A 22,793-nucleotide genomic window follows, 5' to 3' on the forward strand; every position below is an offset into this window, starting at 1 on the left:
GGGTCACTGCCCGTCGAGGCAACCGGCTTCACCGAGCGCCTGCTCAAGGCCGGCGTGGCAGAAATCGGCCAGCGGGGTCAGCGGCAGGCGCAACGTGGGTCCAATCAGGCCCAGGCGGTGCAGGGCCCACTTGACCGGGATGGGGTTGGTCTGACAGAAAAGTTCACGGTGGAGAGGAGCAAGACGGCCGTCGAGACGCTCGGTCTCCTCGCTATCGCCCCCAAGCGCCGCCTCGGCCATCCGCGACATCAGGGCCGGCGCGACATTGGCGGTGACCGAGATGCTGCCTTGACCGCCAGAAAGCATGCAGGCCGCCCCAAGATTGTCCTCTCCGCTGTAGACGGCGAAGCCCTCCGGGCGGCGAGCCATCACGTCGCGCATGCGCTCGATCGAGCCCGTGGCCTCCTTGATCCCGACGATGTTGCGATGCTCGGCCAGGGCCAACGTGGTTTCCGGCGCCATGTCCACGGCCGTGCGGCCCGGGACGTTGTACAGGATCATCGGCAGGTCGACGGCATCCGCGATCACCCGGAAATGCTGCAACAGGCCTTCCTGCGTGGGCTTGTTGTAGTAGGGCGTGACCGACAGGTGGGCATCGGCCCCGGCCGCCCTGGCCCCACGGGCCAAGGCCAGGGCCTCGCGAGTGGAATTCGCCCCGGTACCGGCGATCACCGGCACCCGCCCGGCGGTCAGGTCCACCGTCGCCCGGATCACGGCGATGTGTTCCTCGTAATCGAGCGTCGCCGATTCGCCAGTGGTTCCCACCGCGACGATGGCATGCGTGCCGGACGCAACGTGCCACTCGATCAGGCGTTTGAGACCGACATAATCCACTGCGCCGTCGTCATGCAATGGGGTGACCAGGGCCACCATGCTGCCGGTAATCGTGTTCGCCGTCATGTCGCCTCGCGTGCTCTCTCGTGCTGGGAACGTGGGGCCGGGCCCCGTATGCGCCTGCCGGGCGCGGCAGGACCAAACTCGCATAGTACCGGCAGATATCAACCAGTGACAAGCCGACTCCGACTCGCGTCACGCCGCGGCGGATGCACCGCCCGACGCGGAGGCGGCCGACTGCTATATTGGAGCCGAGGGGACCGGAGAAACCGGCCCGACGATCATCACAATGTCACCAGAGAGCGGTTATACCCGAAGCGATGAGCAAACAGACCTCCAGCACGCCCTCCCCTTCTCCTCGTCCCGGCGACCCGGCCCCGGATTTTCATGGTCAGACTGGCGATGGTCAGTCCATTTCACTCGCCGACTGCCGTGGGCATTCGCTGGTCCTCTACTTCTACCCGCGCGACAACACCCCAGGGTGCACCACGGAGGCCCGGGATTTCCAGGCACGGCTTGCCGATTTCGAGGCGCGGGGGGCACGGGTGATTGGGGTGTCCAACGATGACGAGACCAGCCATCGGCGCTTCTGCGACAAGCAGGGCCTGACCTTCCCACTCATCGCCGACACCGACCGCGCGATCAGCCGGGCCTACGACGTGCTGCGGATGAAGAACATGTTCGGCAAGCGCTTCGAGGGCATCGAGCGCAGCACCTTCCTGATCGACGCCGAGGGCATGGTCCGCCAGGCTTGGCGCAAGGTGAAGGTGCCGAGGCACGTCGAGGAGGTGCTCGAGGCCCTCGATTCACTCTGACGCAAAGCGACCGGGGCCGACCGTCCCGGCAACGACACAACAGGGAAGCCCCGCAACGATGATCAGCCAGATTCGCGAGAACCGCTGCCTTTTCGTACTCGATACCAACGTCCTCATGCACGACCCCACGGCCCTATTCCGCTTCATGGAGCACGACATCTATCTGCCCATGATCGTTCTGGAGGAATTGGACGCCGGCAAGAAGGGGCAGTCGGAAACGGCACGCAACGTTCGCCAGGTCAGCCGCTTCCTCGACGAGATGCTCAGCGACGTCGACATCGGTACCATCAACGAGGGGCTGGCCATCCACAGCGCCATCCGCGACCCGGACGAGCACAACGCCAAGCCCAGCGGCCGGCTCTTCCTGCAAACCCGCGAGGAAGACGACGAACTGCCGGTCCGGCTGCCCGGGAGCCGGGCGGACAACCAGATCCTCGGCATCACGCTGGGGCTCAAGGAAAGGATCCGGGACAGGGAAGTCATCCTGGTCTCGAAGGACATCAACCTGCGCATCAAGGCCACGGCGGTCGGACTGAACGCCGAGGACTACCACAATGACCAGGTCCTGGACGATGTCTCGCTCTTGCACACTGGTCACGAGGCGCTTGACCCGACATTCTGGGAAACCCATGCGGACTCGCTGGAATCCTGGCAGGAGGAAGGCCAGGTCTTCTACCGGGTCCACGGGGCTGACACCTCGGAGTGGTATCCCAATCTCTACCTGCACCTCGACGAACCCGCCCCGTTCACGGCGGTGGTCCGGCAGGTGGAGAACGAGGGCACCGCGGTGCTGGAGAGCGTCGCCAACTACCAGCAGGAACGCCATGCCGTCTGGGGCATCACGGCCCGGAATCGCGAGCAAAGCTTCGCACTCAATGCCCTGATGGACCCGGATATCGACTTCGTCAGCCTGCTCGGCCAGGCCGGGACCGGCAAGACGCTGCTCACCCTCGCCGCCGCGCTGACGCAGACGCTGGAACAGAAGGAATTCACGGAGATCGTCATGACGCGGGTGACTATCCCGGTCGGCGAGGACATCGGGTTCCTGCCCGGTACGGAGGAGGAGAAGATGACGCCCTGGATGGGGGCGCTCATGGACAACCTCGAGGTGCTGGCCAAGACCGACGGCGGAGGCGGTTCCTGGGAACGCGCGGCGACCAACGATCTCCTGCAGTCACGCATCAAGATCCGTTCGCTCAATTTCATGCGCGGGCGCACCTTCCAGAAGAAGTTCGTCATCATCGACGAGGCCCAGAACCTCACGGCCAAGCAGATGCGCACGCTGATCACTCGCGCGGGGCCGGGCACCAAGATGGTCTGTCTCGGCAATATCGCGCAGATCGACACGCCCTATCTGACCGAGACCTCCTCCGGGCTGACCTACGTGGTCGACCGGTTCCGTGGCTGGCCGCACGGTGCACACGTCACCCTCACCCGGGGCGAACGTTCCCGTCTGGCCGAGTTTGCCGCGGAGGTCCTGTAACCGACCGTTTCACCCGGGAATACCACGCCGACATGCCGAAAAATCGCTCCATGTCCATGTTTCCCAAGGGGAAATGAACAGATTAAGCCCCTTTATCAGCGGTAAATTAATAAAGTTTGTAAGCATCTTCTAATGGGCAGATAATCGGCATTGCTTCCAAAGCAAAAAGATTCCACAGGGAGAGTCAAACAATGCGTAACTTTTTCAAGGCATCCATCCTCGGTGCCGCCATCCTCACGCTGTCCGGTTGCGGCTTCATGTCCATCAAGGGCGATCTCGACCCGAAAGCCATGGACATCTATGGCGAAATGTATGACAAGTTCGTCGAGAGCGGCGGCGACCTAGGTGCCGCCACGGTCTGGCACATGGAAGTCGACGAAGGCCTGACGAAGGAAGACATCAAGGTGAGCATCGAGTCGGCCGCTGTCGGCACGGGCCTGATGAACGTCGGCGAGATGCCGCTTTCCAAGCAGCTCGAGCTGGAGACCGGCGAAGAGCAGCGCTACCTGATGATCTATCAGTACTGCAGCCCGCAGATCGCCCGCCTGGCCGTCAACTTCAGCCCGTACTTCTCCGCCTACCTGCCCTGCCGCATCGCCGTGGTCGAGGACGACGAGGGCCGCTACCATCTCTACGGCCTGAACATGGACATGTTCGTGCACGGTGGCAAGGAAATGCCGGAAGAGTTCAAGAAGGAAGCGATGCACGTACGTGACACCATGTACAAGATGATGGAAGCGGGCGCCAGCGGCGGCTTCTAAGCCAACCTGACCCTTCCACCGGCCGGCCCTATGGCCGACCCGAAACCCGGCGCGGGCTCCGCGCCGGGTTTTTCTTTGTACGGAAAATGGCAACGGCCGACCGTTGCCGCAGCAGGGCGTGATGTCGACACCGTACACTTCGCCATGCCGTGGACATCGAACGCCGTTGAATGGCACTTAACGTGACCACCTCGCCTGCAACTCGGCTCGGCAACGGTGGCAGCCCGGTGGCCAGTACAGCACGCATCAAAAAGGCCCGCCTGTCCATCGACAGGCGGGCCTTCAGGATGGTTCGTGCCGCTAGAGGGCGGAGGCGTCAGGCCTCCTCGCCGTTGGCCGTGTGCTGGATCACTTCCAGGTCATGCATGGGCGTGCTCTCACGGCAGTACTCGCGCGAGAACTCCAGCAGCTGCTCCATGGCCGGCAGGCGGAACTTGTGGCGCTGACGGACGAAGGAGAAGTCCCGGAACAGGCGCGGACTCAGCGGCACCGCCGTGAGCAGGCCGAGCTTGAGCTCCTTGGTGATGCCGGCCGACGACATGATGGAGAGGCCCATGCCCGCCTCGACGGCACCCTTGATCGCCTCGGGGCTGCCAAGCTCCATGCAGACGTCCCAGCCCTCGGTCATGCCCTGCTCGCTCATGTAGCTGATCACGACCTCGCGGGTACCCGAGCCTTCCTCCCGGCAGATGAACGGATAGCTCATCAGCTTCTCCACCGGCACGCCCTTATCGGCATAGGCGGTAAGCTCGTGCTCCGGCGGCATGATCACGACCAGCTCGTCGCGACGGCATGTCTCCACCAGCAGGTTCTTATTGGTCACGCTGCCCTCGACCAGCGCCAGGTCGACCACGTTGTGCTCGACCATCGAGACCACCGATTCGGTATTGCCGACCTTCAGCCGCACGGACAGGTCCGGATGGTCCTGCCGGAAATTGCCCAACAGGGCGGGGAGCATGTTCTCTGCCACCGTCATGCTCGCCCCGATGTTCAGAGCCCCGCCGATCTCGCCGGTCATCTCCTTGACCCGCCGGTCCATCTCGTCATAGAGCTCGAATATTCGCTCGGATATCTCGTAGACCGTATGCCCCACGTCCGTCAGGGTGACGCGGTTGTGGGTCCGGTCGAACAGCCGGGTGTCGAAGTGCTCTTCCAGCTGCCGCACCTGGAACGTCACCGCAGGCTGGGTCATGTGCAGTGCCTCGGCCGCCTTGGTGAAGCTGAGCAGGCGGGCAACCGTGTTGAAAACCTTTAGGCGTCGATCGGCCATTGGCTAGTCTCGTTTCCGGGTGGCAATAAGCGTTAATGCATAGTGTATCAAGGCAACTTGTGCTTTGCGACTGCCTCCCGCCTCGGCAGGAGGCATTGTGCAAGCCACGGGACTTTTCTGCCTCCGCGAACCGGTTTATGCTCGGAGACCGAATGCTCCCGGCAACAGCAAACCATCTGGAAGAACCATCATGCAAGGAATCGCACTCCGTCTTCAGAACCTCCTCCGCCCGGCCGTCGCCGGCCTGTTCGCCCTCGGGCTGGTAACCGCCGGGCCCACCGCTGCCTCGACCATCTACAAGTCGGTCGACGAGAAGGGCAACGTCCAGTTCACGCAGACCCCGCCGAAGGACCGCCAGTCCGAAGCGGTGAATTCGACCTACGCCACGCCGGCGGCGCAGGAGTCGGAGAAAGCTGAATCCACCGAGGAGGCAGCCAGTGACGACCCGGCTACCGATCCGTCCACGGAAGTGAAGGTGGTGGACCGCGAAAAGGCGCGCGAGGCCTGCCAGAAGGCGAGGGAACAACGCGCGGCGATCGGCGACGGTGCGAACAACCTGATGGTCCGTGATGACGAGGGCAAGTACCAGCCGATGAGCGAGGAGCAGCGGGCGTCACGCATCGAGCGCCTCGATGCGATCATCGAGGAAGCCTGCCACGACGATGCCGACGGCGAGTAACGCACTCCTCGCCGAGACCCGCATCCGGGCGGCGCTGAACACCCGGCCCCGGGGAAGCGTGCCGATGGTGACAAACAGGCGGCCCGACATTGATGAGGGGGCTGCTGGCAAACCCATGCCCTCCACCTGACCCGACAGGCAATGCGTCGGAACGGCGCTCAGGGCCACTCGGGGGACTCCCTGCCCGGTCTTCCCGCCCTTGCCGTCCCACCCCGGCCCCGGCATGACTCCGCGGCTGCAACCTCCCCACTCGACGCTCCGATGGCCCGCCCGGTACAATCGCGGCGGGTCGTCGAGGTCACTTCACACGGCCAAGCCACCGCGCCCGGGGTCCGGAACTTCCGGATACTTGAGCGATTCGGCCGGACACCCACCCATTTCCACCCAGCGAAGCGAGACATCCATGCGAGCCAGCCAATTCGCCATCAACACCATGAAGGAAACCCCGGCCGAGGCGGAAATCGCCAGCCACCAGTTGATGCTGCGCGCGGGGATGCTGAAACGGCTTGCCTCGGGGCTCTACACTTGGTCCCCGCTCGGCCTGCGGGTCCTGCGCCGTGTCGAGGCGATCATCCGGGAGGAAATGGACGCCGCGGGGGCACTGGAAGTCCTGATGCCGGCGGTGCAGCCCGCCGAGCTCTGGGAGGAATCCGGCCGCTGGCACCAGTATGGCCCGGAACTGTTGCGCATGACCGACCGTCACGGGCGCGAGTTCTGCTTCGGCCCGACGCACGAGGAAGTGATCACCGACTATGCCCGCCGCGAGCTCAAGAGCTACCGCCAGTTGCCGGTGTGCTTCTACCAGATCCAGACCAAGTTCCGTGACGAGATCCGGCCGCGCTTCGGCGTGATGCGCGCCCGCGAGTTCATCATGAAGGACGCCTACTCCTTCCATGCCGACAGCCGGTCACTGGGGGAAACCTACGAGACCATGTACTCCGCCTACGGACGCATCCTCGACCGCATGGGGCTTGCGTGGCGGGCCGTGGTCGCCGACACCGGCTCGATCGGCGGCAACGCCTCCCACGAATTCCACGTCCTGGCGGACTCGGGCGAGGACGAGATCGCCTATGCCACCGAGGGTGACTATGCCGCGAACGTGGAGATGGCGCCCACCTTCCCGGCCGACACACCACACCCCGCCCCCGACGAAGCCATGAGCGAGGTAGCCACCCCGGGTGCCCGCAGCATCGAGGAAGTCACCGGGCAACTGGCCATTTCTTCCGAGCGCACGGTCAAGACGTTGCTGGTCGTCGGCACGGAGGCCCCGGCCGTCGCCTTGGTCCTCCGCGGCGATCACAGTCTCAACGAGATCAAGGCCGCCAAGCACCCGGCCATCGCCGATCCGCTGACCTTCGTCGACGAGAAACACGCACCCGAGCTGACCGGCGCATCGGTGGGCTCGATTGGCCCCGTCGGGCTCGATATCCCGGTCATTGCCGATTACGCCGCGGCCGCCCTGTCGGACTTCGCCTGTGGCGCCAACCGTGACGGCCATCACCTGACCGGCGTGAACTGGGGTCGCGACCTGCCCGAGCCAGACAGCGCCGATCTTCGTGAAGTGGTCGCCGGCGACCCCGCCCCGGGCGGCCAGGGCAAGCTCGCCATCTGCCGGGGCATCGAGGTTGGGCATGTCTTCCAGCTCGGGGACAAGTACAGCCAGGCAATGAACTGCGAGGTGCTCGGCGAGGATGGCAAGCCGCTGGTGCCTCTGATGGGCTGCTATGGAGTGGGCGTCTCGCGGATCGTGGCAGCGGCCATCGAGCAGAACTTCGATGATCGCGGCATCATCTGGCCGCAGCCGATTGCGCCCTTCACCTTGGCAATCGTGCCGATCGGGGCGAACAAGGACGCCACGGTCATGGAGACGGCCGAGGCCCTGCATGACGACCTGCGTGCACGCGGCATCGACGTGATCCTCGACGACCGGGGCCTGCGTCCCGGCGCGGCTTTCGCCGACTGGGAGCTGATCGGCGTGCCCCTGCGCGTCGTGGTCAGCCCGCGCGGGCTCGAGGCCGGCCAGTACGAGGTGCGCCGTCGGGATGCGGCCGAAAGCGAGGACATCCCCTCCGAAGGGCTGTTCGACTGGATCCAGGCGCAACTCGCCTGAGTCAGTCGCCAAACGTGATTCCCTCGCAGAAAAGCGGGTCGGGCAAGAGCCCGACCCGCTTTTCTGATGGCGCCCCCAGGGTATCCAATTGCCCGCGGCAGGCGCCCCCGAACCGGGCCTTTCCGTAGAGGGAAAGGCCGGATTCAGTTGTCCGGAAAGTCGATCGCGATACGCTGACCAGCCCGCCAGCCAAGCCCATCGGTGCCCAGCCCCACGGAAACACGATATCTGACGTCGCCCTGCTCGTCGTGCTCGGCACGGATCGCCTCGACCACACCGGACGCGCGTTCTCCGCCACGCACGACCGTCAGTTCGTCACCCAGCTCGATATCCCCCAGCTGGTCGGCGTCGACCACGGCGGTGGCCAGCAGGCGGTCGGCCCGGGCGATCTCGATCAGTACCGGTGGAGTGAGACGTGGCGAGACCACCTCGCCGGGGGCGGCGTGCACGGCCAGGATTCGGGCGTCGAACGGGGCTTCAAGCGAGGCCTGCTCACGCTCCCAGTCGCGCAGTCCGAACTCGGCCTGGGCCCGGTCGCGCTCGCCGCGTGCCCGATCGCGCTCGATCAACGCCACCTCCCTTTCGGAATCCGACGCGGACGTACGGTCGTAGAGCGCCTGCACGCGCTCGGCGTCCAGGTCGGCCTCGGCGGCCGCCCGCTTGAGACCCGGAATCTCGGCGGAGACCATCCGCTGCCGATAACGGAACGGCGTCTCGTCCAGCTCCACCAGGAGCGTCCCGGCCTCGACGCGTTCGCCCGGTCGCACGGACAACGTCTCGATCACACCCGCCACCGGCGTGGACAGGGCAGTTCGTTCGGAAAAGCCGAGTCGTCCCTCGACCTCAGCGGCCTGGGCGAGCCCGACGCCGAGCCCCAGGACGGCGACAGCGACTCCCGCGAAAACCGGGCGAACGGGAGACAGGATGGCACCCTTCATGATGTTTCCTCCGTGACTTGATCCTCGCCCGACGCGTCATCGGGCTGCCCCAGCAGAACCGTCTCGATCGGCCGATTGGTGAGCAGGGCGTATTCGGCCCAGCGCGTGGCCAGGTCGTAGGTCGTCTTCATGCGTTCGAATTGGGCCATCGACATCTCCGCCATGGCATCGCCGAGATCGGTGGCCTTCTCCATCTGGTAGAGCGTCTGGTTGCGGGTGAAGTTGAGCTCGGCGTAGTTCTCCATCGCCTGCATCCGCGACAGGCCGACCGACTGCTGCACGCGAATCATTTCCACCAGTTCGGTGGCATAGCGGCGGACGGCGGCCTCTCGCTCGGCCATCTGGGCGACCACGGCCATGCGCTCGGCCTGGGCCGCACCGATCTCGGCATTGCGTGCCCCGCCCCGGAAGAGGGGGAATTCCAGGTAGACACCGGCCCGGAAAGGATCGCGGGTGGCGCCCTCACGGGTGTAGTAGTCGGCATTCACCTCGGCATGCACGCTGGGCAAGTTGCCCGATCGGGCGGCCGCCAGATCGGACTCGCTGCCGTCGTACTTGCGACGCAGGGCATTGAGCTGCAGGTCCTCGGTCAGGGCCGTCTCGATCAGGTCGCCCACCGCCGGAGCCTCGCGCTCGAACAGCACATCCAGCCGCGGGGCCTGCAGTTCGCGGGGCAGCTGGTCGGGTCGCCCGGCCAGTTCGGCCAGATGGCGCCGGGTCAGCCGTCGCTGCGCGTCGGCCCGGGCCCGCTCGAGCAGGACGTTCTGGTAGTCGCGTTCGAACCGGGCGAGGTCATAGTCCGACGTCTGGCCAAGTTCCTGCCGGTCCCGGGCACGGTCATAGCGAATGAAGAGAATGGCCATGCGCTCGTTGATTGCCTGGTAGCGCTGGTCGGCCAGCAGGACATCAAAGTAGGCACGCAAAAGCGCCAGGCGCTGACGCTTTTCTTCCCCCAGCAGGACGAGCCGCTCGCCTTCGAGCCGTGCCTCGGCGGCCGCCTCCCGGTCCTGCTGCCGACCGAAGTCGAACAGTTTCTGCCGCAGGGACAGACCGGCCTGGTGATCGTCGTGCTGATCGTTCTCGTCGGCGAGTGCTCCCGGCTCGACGTAACGGAGCCGACCATTCAGGCCCACTTGGGGGCGATTGTCGGCCTGCGTCAACTGCCGCTCGGCGAGGCGCTGTTCGTAGCGGGAACGGGCAGCCACGACGCCATATTGGCTATCGAGCGGGAGGGAGAGGACCGCCTCCAGCCCCAGCGGCTGGGGCAACGGGTCGGGCGTGGCCAGGCGTCCCTCCGTGACCGCCGGGGGCGGCGGGAGCTCGGCGGCCAGCGCCGGCATGACGGTGGTGACGGCCAGACACGCAAGCCCGATCAGGGCGATTGGACTGCCTGTCCGGCCACCCCCGACCCGATTACAGAACGCTTGTCCCGATGACATCGACCGCGCCTCCCTGCTGATGTTCTGACGTTGGCTTCCCGCGTTACTGCTTCTTGTACTTGAAGAAGTTCATGCCCGGCTCGCTGTAGGCACCGGAAACGAAGAACTCCATCAGTTGCAGGAACTCCTCGGGTGTGTGCGTCGGACCGGTGTAGCGTACGGCCGGCTCACCCTGGGTGTCGAAGAAGATCATCACCGGCGTGGCGCGGACCCGGTACTGCTTGAAGGCGAAATCCTTCTCCTTGAGCTCGTTGCCTTCCGGGTCGCTCATCACGACGTCACCCTCGATGTCGATGCTGACGGTGACCAGGTTTTCCTTGATGTATTCCTGCACCTCGGAGTCGGTGAACACCTGGGTCTTCATGCGATGGCAGAACGGGCAGTCGTCCATCTCGAAGAAGACGAACACCCCGGCCTTGCCCTCTTCGCGGGCGGCCTCGACGTCGGCCTGCAGGTCCTTGAACGGATCGTCCCAGAAGCCCTCGAGCTCCTGCGCCTTTGCCGGGCCGACCGCCAGCAGCGACAGCGCCAGGAAGGCAGCCGCCACCCAACCGGCAACCGTCGTGTATCCGTTCGTTTGCATCATCCACTCTCCTGACCTTGAACCAAAACATACGCCTGAACGTATAACATGCTAACAGTCTAGTCCACGCGCCGGGATTTCAACATGTTCTCGAGAATCTCGCGCGACACCGGGCCGAGGTACTCGCCGTCGACCGTGCCATCGGGACCGATGATGAAGGTGACCGGCACGCCCTCGATGTAGCCGAAGCGGCTTGCCTCTTCGGGCGTGACATTGATGACCGGGTAGGTCACGCCGTGCTTGCCGATGAACTCGGGCAGCCTCTCGGCGTCACGGAACATGTCCATCGACAGGCCCCACACGTGCACGCCCTCATCACGGTGAGCCTCGTGGAACGCCTGCAGCTCGGGCAATTCCTTGACGCAGGAAGGACACCAGCTCGCCCAGACATTGATGAAGACGATGTCACCGCGCAGATCGGCGAGATTGCGCGGCTCACCGTGCACGTCGTCCTTCTCGAACGCGACCGGCGTGTCACGCGGCGAAGCGCTAGCAGGCTCGGCCACGGCCATCGCGCCCACCGCCAGCAACCCGGCGGCCAGTATTCCCGCAAACCATCGATTCGACACGGACCTTCTCCCATCGGGATTGTGCATGGAGGGGCGTCAACAGACCGCCCCGCACGAGTGAGCCCCGATGCCCACCCGGCGATCGAGGTTATTGCTAAACTGGCCCTCCGGCAACCATCTCGCAGACGGAGACCCTGGCAACCTCGTGGACGTCCTGATCCTCTATTACAGCCGCAGCGGCAACACCGAAAACCTCGCCCGGCAGGCGGCTCGCGGCGTGGAACGCGTCGAGGGCATGACCGCTCGCCTTCGACGCATCCCCTGCCCCGACGGCAAGCAGCCCGAACAGGGAGACCCCGAGGTTACCCTGGAGGACCTGCGCGAATGCCGGGGGCTGCTCCTCGGCAGCCCTACCTACTTCGGCGGCATGGCCTCGGCGGTCAAGCGGTTTCTCGAGGACACCAGCGGGCTCTGGTTCCGCGGCGAGATGGTGGGCAAGCCGGCGGGCGTGTTCACGTCGACCGGCTCGATGCACGGCGGCCAGGAGACCACCCTGCTGTCGATGATCGTCCCCCTGATCCACCACGGCATGCTGATCACCGGCATCCCCTACCAGCACCCCGAACTGGCGCACACCCAGACCGGCGGGACGCCCTACGGGGCCAGTCACACGGTCAACGACCATGCAACCTTGAGCCGCGACGAGCGGGAGCTGACCCAGGCACTGGGTGCTCGAGTGGCCGAGATCGCGAGCCGGCTGGCATGACGTTACCAGGCGGAAGGACGGCCGAAGGGCTGCCCCTGCTGCCGCTGAAACTGATGACGGCCATGCAGGGGCTGATCGTCGCCGGCTACCTGGGGCTGTTGTTAGGCGGCACCGCGGAGATACGCCCGGGTGTGTTGACGACCCTGCTCATGCTCCTGCCGGCGATAGCCGTGATCCCGGGGCTCTGGCGCGGCCACTACAAGACCATGGTCTGGGCAGCGCTTTTCGACCTGTTCTATCTTCTCGTGGCCGCCACCGACGCCTGGGCGGCCCCGGCCGACCGTGGCTGGCACCTGCTGATCGCCATCGCGGCGACCGTCGGTTTCCTCGCCGCCTGGTGGCACAGCATCAGGCGGCGACGCCTGCTGAAATCGGGACGCAGGTGACCCCGGAGCCCGCCATGATGTTGAAGAGAACGAGACCACCGACGGGCTTTCCCGTTTCACGCATTCCACGCAGTCAATGACAGAGGATTGATGATGATCGAAAAGTGTCTGTTTCCCGCCGCCGGGTACGGCACCCGCTTTCTCCCGGCCACCAAGGCCATGCCCAAGGAGATGCTACCCATTCTCGATCGACCGCTGATCCAGTACGGCGTCGAGGAGGCTTACGAGGCCGGCATGACCCAGATGGCGATGGTCACCGGGCGCGGCAAGCGGGCGCTGGAGGATCACTTCGACGTCAACTACGAGCTCGAGCACCAGATCCGCGGCACCAAGAAGGAATCGATGCTCGCCTCGATCGACCGCCTGATCGACAACTGCACCTTCTCCTACACCCGGCAGCTCGAGATGCTGGGTCTGGGCCACGCGATCCTCACCGGCGAGCGGCTGATCGGTCACGAGCCCTTCGGCGTGGTCCTCGCCGACGATCTTTGCGTGGGCGAGCCCATCGGCATCCTCGCGCAGATGGCCACCATCTACGAGCGCTATCAATGTAGCGTGGTGGCCGTGCAGGAAGTCCCCGAGCAGGACATCCACAAGTACGGCGTGATCGGTGGCGACCCGATCGAGGATGACGTCATCCAGGTCACCGACATGGTGGAAAAGCCCGCGGCGGCCGATGCCCCGGGCAATCTCGCCATCATCGGTCGCTACATTCTCACGCCGGACATCTTCGACATCCTGCGTCAGACCGAGCCCGGCACGGGGGGCGAGATCCAGATCACCGACGCCTTGCGCGAGCAGGCCGAACAAGGCAAGGTGATCGCCTACCGGTTCAAGGGACGGCGTTTCGACTGCGGCAGCCCCTCGGGTTTCGTCGCCGCCACCAACCACTTCTATCACCTCAGCACGCGATGACGTGCCGGGGAACCTCTCGTTGATCCCGCGGTCGCAGTCGGGATCGGGAGGCCACTCCCAGACAACTCACAGCCGTCCACGCGAGGCAATTCAATGCAAGTTCAGAACGATCACGTCGTTTCCATCGACTACACCCTGAAAAACGACGCCGGGGAAGTCATGGACAGCTCCGAACAGACCGGCCCGCTGGCCTACCTGCATGGCCACCAGAACATCATCCCGGGCCTGGAGAAGGCGCTGAACGACAAGTCGGTCGGCGACAGCTTCACCGTCAGCATCGAGCCGGCCGAGGCCTATGGCGAGCGCAACGAGGAAATGATCCAGACCGTGCCGCGCTCCATGTTCCAGGGCGTCGACGAGATCGAGCCGGGCATGCGCTTCCAGGCGCAGACCGAAGGCGGCGTCACCGTGGTGACGGTCAAGGAAGTCAACGGTGACGAAATCACCCTCGACGGCAACCACGAGCTGGCCGGCGAGACCCTGCACTTCGACGTCGAGGTCAAGGACGTGCGCGCCGCCTCCGAGGAGGAGATCGAGCACGGTCACGTCCACGGTCCGGGCGGCCACGAGCACTGATCCCGAGCCCCCGGGCGTGCCCGGGGCGCCCGAAAGACGAAAAAGGCAGCGTGATCACACGCTGCCTTTTTTCTGTCCGCGATATCGTCGCACCGGACTGGTGGCCGATCAGTCGGACACGACATCTTCCTCCGGATCGGATGCCGGCGCCTCCGCCGGGAAGATCGAGACATAGGCGGCATACAGCGCCGCCCAGGCCCAGGGCACCAGCAGGATCGCGCTGAGGCCGGCAGTCAGCGGAATGGTCATGAAGAGCCCCAGCCAGATCAGGCCGAAGACCAGCATCGGCAACCAGTTGAGCCAGACGGCCCGAAAGCTGGCCGCCAGCGCGGCGGTGAGCGGATGCTCCCGTAGCACCACCAACGGCACGGCGAACAGCATCGCCGAGAGGTAGAGCACGTAGACGACCACCACGCCCAGCCAGACGCCCAGGGCCGAAGCCGACGTGAGCACAGGGAGGAGCGTCTCCAGCCGTTCGCCGTCGCTTAGGTCCGGATCGTTCAGCGCGTTCATGCCGCCCTCGGGCAGGGCCGCGGTGAGATAGCCGGCGAGCAGCAGGAGGATCAGCAGATTGACGAGAATGGTCACGCCGCCCAGCCCCACCAGCGGTCGCCAAGGGGCCTCACCGCGGAACTGGGAGAACAGGAGGTCGAAGCCGATCGGCTGCTCGCGGGCCAGCGGCTCTTCCTCGCTCCGTTCCAGTATCTCGGCGATCCGCACGAAGATCATGATCACCCCACCACCGAGGACCGGGGCGATCAGGTAGCCGGCGCCCATGCCGATCAGCGGCACCATGCTGACCAGGAACACCAGCACGTACATCAGCAGCACGCTGCCGATAACCAGGCCGGGCCGGGTCTTGAGAAGCTGCCAGCCGCCAGCGATCCAGCGGGCGCCGGAACTGGCCGGTCGTTTGCGCATTGAGTACACTCTCGTCCGTTTTGTCTTGATTTCAGATTCCCCGCGCGCGGCTCCGCCGCCGGCGATCGCCGCGCACGCGGGCTCCATGGTAACCAGAAAAGTGGCGAACCCGATGTTACAAGCGATCCTGTTCGATGTGGACGGCACCCTGGCCGATACCGAGCGTGACGGTCACCGCGTGGCCTTCAACCTGGCATTCCGCGATGCGGGCCTCGACTGGCACTGGGACGTGCCCACCTACGGCGAATTGCTGACCGTGACCGGCGGCAAGGAACGCATCCGCTACTTCATCGAGACCCACGACCCGGCCGTCCCCGAAAACGAGGACCTGGCGGAATGGATCGCCGGCCTGCACAAGGCCAAGACCGCCCACTATCTTGCCCTGCTCAAGAAGGGCGAGATCCCGCTGCGCCCGGGTGTCGAGCGCCTGATCGCCGAGGCCCGCGAGCGGGGCATCCGCCTGGCCATCACCACGACGACCACACCGGAGAACGTCGACGGGCTGCTACGGGCCACGCTCGGCGACGAGAGCCTGGACTGGTTCGAGGTGATCGCCGCGGGCGACATCGTGCCGGCCAAGAAGCCGGCCCCGGACATCTACACCTGGACGCTGGAGAAGATGAACCTGCGCGCCGACGAGGTCATCGCTCTGGAGGATTCCGGGAACGGCGTGCGCTCGGCGCTCGGCGCGGACGTGCCCGTGGTGGTGACGCTGAACGACTATACCGCCGAGGACGACTTCTCCGGCGCAATCTCGGTGCTCACCGATCTGGGCGAGCCCTCCGCGCCGGCCCGCACCTTGAGCGGCCCTGCCCCCGGCAACGGCCTGGTCGATCTCGACTACCTCGAAGCCTGTCTCGGCCGATAACTCGGGCCTCCCATCCACGACCTGACACCCACCGGCCAAATCGTTAGACTGGTGGGAACCAGCCAACGCAACCGATCGAGCCCCCATGAACGCATCATCCCCGGACGAAAAGGCCAGCTACGACTACCAGTCGTTCATCGACGGCTTCGAGGAGGTCACCTACTGGCACTTCGACTGGTACTCCCGGATCATGGGCGCGCTGTTGTACAACACGCCGCGCCCCACCCTCAGCGAGCACGAGTGCCGCTTCGGTCGCTTCCTCGAGACCCACGGCGCGCCCCCGGGCCGCGAGCAGGAGTTCGAGAACGTCCACCAGTTGCACATCAAGATGCACGTCGCCGCGGACACGCTGATCACCAGTGCCGAGGGTGGCCAGCAGGCGGAACGGGAGGCCTTCGACGAGTTCGTCGAGATGCAGAGCCTGTTCCTCGCCACCTGCTTCAACCTCATGCGCGACGCCTTCACCGACAGCATCCGCTGCCCCTAGCCGCATCCGGTCAGACGCCCCTCCTACTCCCCCACCGGGGGAGGAGTTCGCGTTCCCGCTGGGCTAGCCAGCGGGCATAGGGATCGAGCAACGTACGCTGCTCCGGCGTCCAGGCGTCGGAATCCCGCAAGCGGGCCACTTCGCTGAACATGGCGGGGAAATCCCGCCCTGTTGCCACCGAAGCATCACTCGCCTCCTCCGAGCGCTCGCCGGGGCGGAGTCGCTCGCCCAGGCGCTGCTTCCAGCGCTCGCGCGCCGGCACGTCGAGCGCCTCGGGCAGGTTCCGCGCCACGAATCCTTCCGCCAGTTCCGCCAGTCGCGGGTCCTCGAACGACCAGGCCAGCAGGTCGCGCGCGTGCGCCACCGCCTCGTCCCGGGAGCGCATCCCGCGTGCCCGGCTCCACCAGTCCTCGAGGTGGGCACGGTCCGCACGCGGCACGAAGCCGGCATAGAGCGACTCCTCGACCGGTTTGGGCGGAAACGTGCCTTCCGTGGCCTCGATGGCGGCTACCAGACGGTCGCGCACGGCCTTGAAGTGACGTTGGATGAAGTCGGCATGTTGTTGGACGCGCGCCCGGTCGATCACCATCCGTTGCGCCACGCCCGGCTCCTCGACCGTGGCCTTCGGCAGCACCACCGGCACCCGGTTGAGGTGGATGGACTTGACCGGCAGGCGGAGATCCGACCAGTCGCGTTCGGCATCCGGCGGCGGGTTCCTGACGAATCGTCGCTCGGCCCAGGCGTCCGCATCCACGTCCATCCAGGGTTCCGGATCGAATCGCAGATCCCAGCATTCGCGGCGATTACGGTTGACGTCCACCTGGCCGAGAGAGCAGAACATGGAGGCCGACGCCGTGCGGGCCGGCAGGCGCGGCGAGACATGCAGGAAGGGGGTGATATCCGGGTCGTCGACCAGCCGGGCCACCTGTCGCTTGTCCCTGGCCGCCAGCAGCCGCGACCAGAGACCGGGGTCGGCGTCCCTCAGCCGACGAGCCAGGTCGATGGTGGCCTCCACGTCACTCAGGGCATCATGGGCATTTTCGTGCGTCAGGCCGTTGGCCGCGGAGAGCTCGCTCAGGCGCAGCGTGGGATTGCCCTGCCCGTCGACCGGCCAGTTCAGGGCATCCGGACGCAGCAGTCGGTAGGTACGCGCCACGTCGAGCACGTCGAAACGGCTGTTGCCGTCGGCCCACTCGTGGCGGTAGGGATCGAGCAGGTTGCGCCAGAAAAGGAACCGCAGCATGGGCGCGTCGAAGCGCAGGTTGTTGAAGCCGACCACGCAGGTGTTCGGCTGGTTGACCAGATGGTAGATCCGGTTGGCCAGATTGGCCTCGCTGTCGGCCCGGGTGAGCACGGGGTCATCCGGCAGCAGGCCGGTGGTCATCACCGCGGCCGGGTGCGGCAGGCAGTCGGTGCTCGGACGGGCGTACCAGACGATCGGCTCGCCGACCGGTCGAAGGTCGAGGTCGGTGCGGATCGCGGCGAACTGCAGGGGACGGTCGTAGGCCGGGTCCGCCCCGGTGGTTTCGAGGTCAAAGAACAGGAAGCTGGGTGAAGACAAGTGCCTGACTCCGTGGCTGGTTTCCATGGATCAATCCGCCGGGCCGATCACCGGCAGCAACTGCGCTAGCCGGTCGGCCTTGCCCTCGCGCCGCCACTGGTAGGTCACCATGCCGGCCAGCACGGCCTGGGCGTAGGCGCGAGTCTCGTCGAAGAGGATGGTATCCACCCAGACGTCACCCGGCAGCGGCACGTCGGGCAGCCAGTCGCCGATCCGGCCGGGGCCCGCGTTGTAGGCGGCGATAGCCAGCGGATACCGGCCGTCGAAACGCTCGGCCATGTGCCCCAGGTAGGCTGCGCCGAGAGCGATGTTCGTCTCGGGATCGGAAAGGGTCAAGGACGAGAGGTGCAGTTCGGCCTGCCGGTTGATCCAGCGGGCAGTCGCCGGCATCAGTTGCATCAGGCCCTGGGCGCCGGCACCGGAGCCGATGTCGCGCATGAACAGGCTCTCGCGACGCATGATCGAGTAGACCCAGTCCGGGTCGATCGACTGCCTGCGCGCCTGCTCTTCGACCAGACCCTGGTGCGGCAGGGCGAACCGCGCCGCATACCATTCCGGATCGTGCAGCCGATCCATGCGGGCGATGAGGACCGACACCCGGTCATGCCAGTCCGCGCTGTGGGCCAGGTAGGCCAGTGCAGGCATCAGTTCGTCCGGCAGCACTCGGAGGGCGTGCTCGAACAGCCGGCGTGCATCCTCGGGGTGATCGAGCCGATGCAGGGCGAAGGCCAGCATGAGCCAGGGATTCGAGGTCAGCTCGGCCAGGGCCTGCTCCTCCGGTTCCGGGACAGTCGTCCCGTTGGTCTTCGGCAACGGGTATTTCAGGCCCAGCCGATCGGCGGCGAGGAATCCGTGATAGTCGGGCGTCCGGGCCAGTTCCCGCCAGACAGGACGCGCGGCGACCTCCTGCCCGAGATGCGCGTCTGCCACGGCGCGCCAGTAGCGCCACTCGCGTGCCTCGGCCAGTTCGCCGGGCATGGCGTCGATCGCCTCCTTGACCCGCACCCAGTCCAGACGCCTGAGCGCCGAACGAACCGTCCACGTCCAGACCTCCTCGTCTCGTGCATCGATCGGCACTTCGCGCAGCCACTCATAGGCCTGCGGCTCGTAGAGGTAGGCTGCCTTGAGGGCGGCGAGCCGATGGACCGACCCGGCCTGTTCTGTCGTGAGCAGTTCCGCTCGCTCGGCTCGGGCCAGCAGCTCCCTCGCCCGCTGAGGGTCGCGCCTTGCCAGCCACAGAAGCCCCTGCGTGATCTCCTCGGCGTCTCCGCGCGCCTCGATGGCAGACGACACCGCGCTTGCGGAGTCATCACGCAAGGCGATCCAGTGATCTCGATAGGACGCCAGCCCGGCCGGGCCACGACGCACGAGGTAACGCGCCAGTCCATCCTTTCCGGCTATGACGGCATTGCGCACCCGTGCGCGGTAGATCGCCTCGTCGAGTTGGCCGTTTGCCTCAAGCCACTCGAAGACGGGATCGCAGGTCTCCGGCTGGCTGCGCCCCTGCTGCCACGTCTCCCGGGCCTCGTCGACGGCCGCCTCGCCCAGCGTCCCATCCAGCGCCAGCTCCGCGGCCCAGTAGGCGCACTGGTGACGCGTGCCGGCACGGATGTCCGGCGCCCGGTCAAATATCAGACGGTATTCGCCCCAGGCTTCGTTCTCCGCCAGGTGGTCGAGATAGCGACGCTTGAGTCGTGGCATCAGCGGCGCGTCGGGATGATCGCGCAGCAGCCCGACCACCGCCGCCGGTTCGTCATCTACCTGGTCGAGCAGCCATTTCGCCTCGAGATAGATCTGCGCCGACTCTCCCAGGGGAGTGGTGGCCACCGTGTCCTGCGCATGACGAAACCCCGGGCCGTCGCCACGGTCTATTGCCTGCAGCGCCTCGTCGAGTCCGTCTGGCACCGGCAGTTCCGGAGCGGCCGTGGCCGATGGGGAGAGCGGCACGCTCATGACGATGCCGATCGTCATGGCGCTCAGGCAACGGGGCAAACGGGTCAGGAAACGGGATCTCGTACCGATCATGGTCTTGGCTCGCGGGGAATGTGTCGGACAACAGGTGTACGATTCCGACCGACGGTTCGAGTTCATGGAAAATGACCCGGCAACGCAAAATCGAACCGACACGGCAACGTGGAGTACATGATGGCATGACGTCAGGCGTGGACAGCAAGGGCAACTATCACGGCCGGTTCGCACCGACGCCGAGCGGCCCGCTGCATGCCGGATCCATGGTGGCCGCCCTGGGTAGCTTCCTTGATGCCCGGGCCCACGGGGGGCGATGGTCGGTTCGCATCGACGATACCGACCAGGCTCGTTGCCGGCCGGAGAGCGTCGACGAGATCCTGAGTCAGCTTCGGGCCCACCACCTCCTGCACGACGGCGACGTGGTCTACCAGAGCCGGCGGACCGTTCGCTACGAGGGCGCCTTGGCCGAACTGGAGGCGCGTGGTCGGCTGTACCGCTGCCGTTGCACCCGCGCGCGCCTGCGCGACTGGGCAAGGGCGCAGGGCCAGACCATCGGGGCGATCGGACCGGTCTATCCCGGTTTCTGCCGAGCCGAGACGGTTTCCTCCGAGGAGCGGCATGCCCTGCGGTTCAGCGTCATGGCACACGAAAGGTCCGTGATCGACCGGCGACTGGGGTCGATTCGCCAGGAGATGGCCGCGGAGGTGGGAGACCCCGTGCTGCGGCGTGCAGACGGTCCGGTCGCCTATCACCTGGCGAACGTGGTCGACGATGCCGAGATGGCAATCACCCATGTGGTGCGCGGCGAAGATCTCGCCGAACTGAGCCCCCTGCATGTCGAGCTGACCGAAGCCCTCGGCCTCGCATCGCCTGCCTACCTGCATCTGCCGGTCCTGATGGGCCCGGACGGGCGCAAGCTGAGCAAGACCAACCATGCCCCGGCGCTCGAAAACCGGCGGGCGAAGGAGAACCTGAAGGAGGCGGCTGCCGCACTGGGGCTTGAATCAGACGATCCGGCTGGGCGCGCCACCATTGCGCAGCTGCTGGAGCGATGGATCGGCGAGTGGCGAGCCCGTCACGTGCCGGGCGGATGATCCGCTCGGCTGATACCCGTTACTGCAACCCCATGGTCTCGTATACGCTCGACACGCCATTCTCCAGGAACCAGTATTCGCGAACGCCCTTGTCCTCGAGGTAGTACTGGAGCCAGCGGACCTGCTTCCCGGTCGCATCCACGAAGAACATGGGACGCTCCTCGACCCTGGCCTTCCGCACCAGCGCGTCCAGTTCACCGTTGTCGGTGGTCAGGGGGATGTGACGGTCCTGCATCTGGAACAGCGAGATGCCCGCACGCTGGTCGCGGTTGCGGATATCGACGATGATGGGATCCACGCTTCGGTCGATTCGATTGAAGAAGGGATCCTCGGCCAGCAGGTGCCGCTGGAACTGCGCACTGCTGATCAGCTTCGCCGGATCGCCGAGGGTCTCGCCGAGCAGCTCGGCCCGGTCCGGGTTTGCCTGGGCCCAAGCGAAGATGCCGGCATCGTAGACGAGCGAGTCGACCACGCCCGCCCCCTTGGCCTTCAGCGCGGCCTTGTACGAAACCGCACAGGTCACGCCATTGCAATAGAAGACCAGCGGCTTGCCGGTCTCTTCCGCCAGGGAGGTCACGGCATCCGAGAAGTCGCCGGAGGCCAGCGGAACCGAATGCGCACCCTGGATGCGCAGGGTCTCGTACTCGTACAAAGAACGGGCATCGACGACCGTGTATTCATCCAGTGCCGCAGCCAGTTCCTCGGTCTCGATCGCTTCGACACCGGCTTGGGCATACTTGTCACGCAGCGGGAAATCGTCGGCGGCGCCCATCGCCGGCCAGGCCAGACTGGCGGCCAGCAGCAGACCGGTCAGACTGCCAAACCGCCTCCCCGGTCGCCGGTTTTCCCGTGACCAACGCTTCGTTTCCCCCGACCGGGTCACTCGAAACACTCCGTGGTTTCCTGTCGACATTCCCTTGGCTCCGTTCTTTTGTTTTGTGAAGCCAACATACTCCCAACATTGTTGTGGACGCAAGCGGGTCGGAGCCGGAACTTGCCCCGCTGGAAATACGCTGATTAAATCGTGCCGGGTCCCGACAGGCGGCCCGTTCGCTCCGCCCGAAAGCCAACCCCGGAAACACGTTCATGTCCTCCCTCGCTCCCTTCCGTTTTCCCCGACTGCTTGGCACGCTGCTTCTGGCCGTCCTGGCCGCCGGCTGTGATCGCAGCCCGCCTGACCATCCGTTCCTCCCGTGGGACGTGGCAGTGAACGAACGGGGACAGGTGGAAGTCTTCGGGGTGATTCTCGGCGAGTCCACCCTGCTCGACTTCAAGCGCCTCTACGACCAGAAGGCCGATCTGGCGATGTTCTCGAAGACGGGCGAACCCCTTACGCTGGAGGCCTATTTCGGCCGGATGAGCGTGGGACCGCTCACCGCGCAGGTGGTGCTGGTGGCCGAGGTGGATCAGGAGACGCTGGAACGCTGGGCCGACCAGTCGACCATCGCCGACCCCACGCCCAGCGGGGCACGCAAGCTATCGATGTCCGACGAGGCCCTGCTCGAGGCACAGGACAAGCCGATCCGCTCGATCAGTTACGTCCCCACGGCGGATTACGAGGAGGAACTCCTCACCCGGCGCTTCGGCGAACCGGCAGACAAGCGCCCGATTCCCCGCGGCGAGCGGGAGCAGGATGAACCACCCGCGGTGCTGTGGCTGTACCCGAAGAAGGGGCTCGCCATTACCGTCGAGGCCGACGACAAGGAACTGTTCCAGTACATCAACCCGGCACGGTTCGACCAGTTGGTCGAGCGCACGCTCGGAGGCAGCCCCGAAGGGGATCCGGAAGACCACTGACGTGGTAGCGGGCCTCGCCCGCCTCCGGTCGGA

General features: G+C 65.7%; 23 protein-coding genes. 13 read left to right on the forward strand and 10 right to left on the reverse strand.

Annotated features, from left to right (window positions below; genetic code table 11):
* Positions 1-3: 3 nt before the first annotated feature.
* Positions 4-900 carry a 4-hydroxy-tetrahydrodipicolinate synthase gene (gene dapA / locus ACESL5_RS01930; protein ID WP_372591093.1) on the reverse strand — a complete coding sequence of 299 codons (897 nt, stop codon included), beginning with the start codon at positions 898-900 and terminating at the stop codon, positions 4-6.
* A gap of 254 nt (positions 901-1,154) precedes the next feature.
* Between dapA and ACESL5_RS01935 the strand changes: the two genes are divergently transcribed.
* The 3 genes from ACESL5_RS01935 to ACESL5_RS01945 all read left to right on the forward strand — a co-directional run bounded on the left by ACESL5_RS01935 (position 1,155) and on the right by ACESL5_RS01945 (position 3,893).
* Complete coding sequence (locus tag ACESL5_RS01935; protein ID WP_372591094.1) at positions 1,155-1,649, forward strand: peroxiredoxin; 495 nt, start codon at positions 1,155-1,157, stop codon at positions 1,647-1,649.
* A gap of 58 nt (positions 1,650-1,707) precedes the next feature.
* Positions 1,708-3,132 carry a PhoH family protein gene (locus ACESL5_RS01940; protein ID WP_372591095.1) on the forward strand — a complete coding sequence of 475 codons (1,425 nt, stop codon included), beginning with the start codon at positions 1,708-1,710 and terminating at the stop codon, positions 3,130-3,132.
* Positions 3,133-3,323: 191 nt separating this feature from the next.
* A complete protein-coding gene (locus tag ACESL5_RS01945; protein ID WP_372591096.1) occupies positions 3,324-3,893 on the forward strand; it encodes a DUF302 domain-containing protein in 570 nt (189 codons plus the stop codon).
* Between the two features lie 316 nt (positions 3,894-4,209).
* On the opposite strand, the gene ACESL5_RS01950 is transcribed toward ACESL5_RS01945, so the two are convergent.
* A complete protein-coding gene (locus ACESL5_RS01950; RefSeq protein WP_372591097.1) occupies positions 4,210-5,163 on the reverse strand; it encodes a LysR family transcriptional regulator in 954 nt (317 codons plus the stop codon).
* Between the two features lie 190 nt (positions 5,164-5,353).
* Here ACESL5_RS01950 and ACESL5_RS01955 point away from each other — a divergent pair, with 190 nt between their 5' ends.
* Complete coding sequence (locus ACESL5_RS01955; protein WP_372591098.1) at positions 5,354-5,842, forward strand: DUF4124 domain-containing protein; 489 nt, start codon at positions 5,354-5,356, stop codon at positions 5,840-5,842.
* Between the two features lie 403 nt (positions 5,843-6,245).
* Positions 6,246-7,952, forward strand: a complete 1,707-nt coding sequence (locus ACESL5_RS01960; RefSeq protein WP_372591099.1) for a proline--tRNA ligase — start codon at positions 6,246-6,248, stop codon at positions 7,950-7,952.
* Between the two features lie 143 nt (positions 7,953-8,095).
* Here the strand turns inward: ACESL5_RS01960 and ACESL5_RS01965 are convergent, their stop codons facing one another.
* From ACESL5_RS01965 to ACESL5_RS01980, 4 genes are read right to left on the reverse strand one after another with little or no spacing between them, the layout of a single operon-like run.
* A complete protein-coding gene (locus ACESL5_RS01965) occupies positions 8,096-8,890 on the reverse strand; it encodes an efflux RND transporter periplasmic adaptor subunit (protein ID WP_372591100.1) in 795 nt (264 codons plus the stop codon).
* Complete coding sequence (locus tag ACESL5_RS01970; protein ID WP_372591101.1) at positions 8,887-10,329, reverse strand: TolC family protein; 1,443 nt, start codon at positions 10,327-10,329, stop codon at positions 8,887-8,889. The genes ACESL5_RS01965 and ACESL5_RS01970 overlap by 4 nt, the downstream gene beginning before the upstream one ends.
* Positions 10,330-10,372: 43 nt before the next feature.
* Positions 10,373-10,915 (reverse strand): thioredoxin family protein, encoded by a 543-nt coding sequence (locus ACESL5_RS01975; protein WP_372591102.1) that lies wholly within the window; start codon positions 10,913-10,915, stop codon positions 10,373-10,375.
* A 56-nt stretch (positions 10,916-10,971) separates the two neighbouring features.
* A complete protein-coding gene (locus tag ACESL5_RS01980; RefSeq protein WP_372591103.1) occupies positions 10,972-11,481 on the reverse strand; it encodes a TlpA family protein disulfide reductase in 510 nt (169 codons plus the stop codon).
* A gap of 145 nt (positions 11,482-11,626) precedes the next feature.
* Between ACESL5_RS01980 and wrbA the strand changes: the two genes are divergently transcribed.
* From wrbA to ACESL5_RS02000, 4 genes are all read left to right on the forward strand, one after another.
* Positions 11,627-12,187, forward strand: coding sequence for an NAD(P)H:quinone oxidoreductase (gene wrbA, locus ACESL5_RS01985; protein WP_372591104.1), 561 nt, complete (start codon positions 11,627-11,629; stop codon positions 12,185-12,187).
* Positions 12,184-12,573, forward strand: coding sequence for a DUF2069 domain-containing protein (locus ACESL5_RS01990; protein WP_372591105.1), 390 nt, complete (start codon positions 12,184-12,186; stop codon positions 12,571-12,573). Before wrbA ends, ACESL5_RS01990 begins: the two co-directional genes overlap by 4 nt.
* Before the next feature lie 93 nt (positions 12,574-12,666).
* Entirely contained in the window at positions 12,667-13,488 is an 822-nt protein-coding gene (galU, locus tag ACESL5_RS01995) for a UTP--glucose-1-phosphate uridylyltransferase GalU (RefSeq protein WP_372591106.1), read from the forward strand.
* Between the two features lie 93 nt (positions 13,489-13,581).
* Positions 13,582-14,064: a peptidylprolyl isomerase gene (locus tag ACESL5_RS02000; protein WP_372591107.1), complete on the forward strand. Its 483-nt coding sequence runs from the start codon at positions 13,582-13,584 to the stop codon at positions 14,062-14,064.
* 108 nt (positions 14,065-14,172) lie between these two features.
* Here ACESL5_RS02000 and ACESL5_RS02005 read toward each other — a convergent pair whose 3' ends face one another.
* Positions 14,173-14,985, reverse strand: a complete 813-nt coding sequence (locus tag ACESL5_RS02005) for a BPSS1780 family membrane protein (RefSeq protein ID WP_372591108.1) — start codon at positions 14,983-14,985, stop codon at positions 14,173-14,175.
* A gap of 112 nt (positions 14,986-15,097) precedes the next feature.
* Here ACESL5_RS02005 and ACESL5_RS02010 point away from each other — a divergent pair, with 112 nt between their 5' ends.
* Both ACESL5_RS02010 and ACESL5_RS02015 read left to right on the forward strand, forming a co-directional pair.
* A complete protein-coding gene (locus tag ACESL5_RS02010; RefSeq protein WP_372591109.1) occupies positions 15,098-15,853 on the forward strand; it encodes an HAD family hydrolase in 756 nt (251 codons plus the stop codon).
* Between the two features lie 85 nt (positions 15,854-15,938).
* Positions 15,939-16,340: a CZB domain-containing protein gene (locus ACESL5_RS02015; protein WP_372591110.1), complete on the forward strand. Its 402-nt coding sequence runs from the start codon at positions 15,939-15,941 to the stop codon at positions 16,338-16,340.
* A gap of 10 nt (positions 16,341-16,350) precedes the next feature.
* Here the strand turns inward: ACESL5_RS02015 and sbcB are convergent, their stop codons facing one another.
* Together sbcB and ACESL5_RS02025 are read right to left on the reverse strand one after the other, a co-directional pair.
* A complete protein-coding gene (sbcB, locus tag ACESL5_RS02020) occupies positions 16,351-17,901 on the reverse strand; it encodes an exodeoxyribonuclease I (RefSeq protein WP_372591111.1) in 1,551 nt (516 codons plus the stop codon).
* A 30-nt stretch (positions 17,902-17,931) separates the two neighbouring features.
* Positions 17,932-19,926, reverse strand: a complete 1,995-nt coding sequence (locus tag ACESL5_RS02025; protein WP_372591112.1) for a lytic transglycosylase domain-containing protein — start codon at positions 19,924-19,926, stop codon at positions 17,932-17,934.
* A 125-nt stretch (positions 19,927-20,051) separates the two neighbouring features.
* Here ACESL5_RS02025 and gluQRS point away from each other — a divergent pair, with 125 nt between their 5' ends.
* A complete protein-coding gene (gene gluQRS / locus ACESL5_RS02030) occupies positions 20,052-20,963 on the forward strand; it encodes a tRNA glutamyl-Q(34) synthetase GluQRS (RefSeq protein WP_372591113.1) in 912 nt (303 codons plus the stop codon).
* A 19-nt stretch (positions 20,964-20,982) separates the two neighbouring features.
* Here the strand turns inward: gluQRS and ACESL5_RS02035 are convergent, their stop codons facing one another.
* On the reverse strand, positions 20,983-21,855 hold the full coding sequence (locus ACESL5_RS02035; protein ID WP_372591114.1) for a rhodanese-like domain-containing protein: 873 nt from the start codon (positions 21,853-21,855) through the stop codon (positions 20,983-20,985).
* A gap of 194 nt (positions 21,856-22,049) precedes the next feature.
* On the opposite strand from ACESL5_RS02035, the gene ACESL5_RS02040 reads away from it, so the two are divergent.
* Positions 22,050-22,760: a hypothetical protein gene (locus tag ACESL5_RS02040; protein ID WP_372591115.1), complete on the forward strand. Its 711-nt coding sequence runs from the start codon at positions 22,050-22,052 to the stop codon at positions 22,758-22,760.
* Positions 22,761-22,793: the final 33 nt, after the last annotated feature.

This window comes from Guyparkeria sp. (genome assembly GCF_041687595.1).
In the GTDB taxonomy this organism is placed as follows: Bacteria; Pseudomonadota; Gammaproteobacteria; order Halothiobacillales; family Halothiobacillaceae; genus Guyparkeria.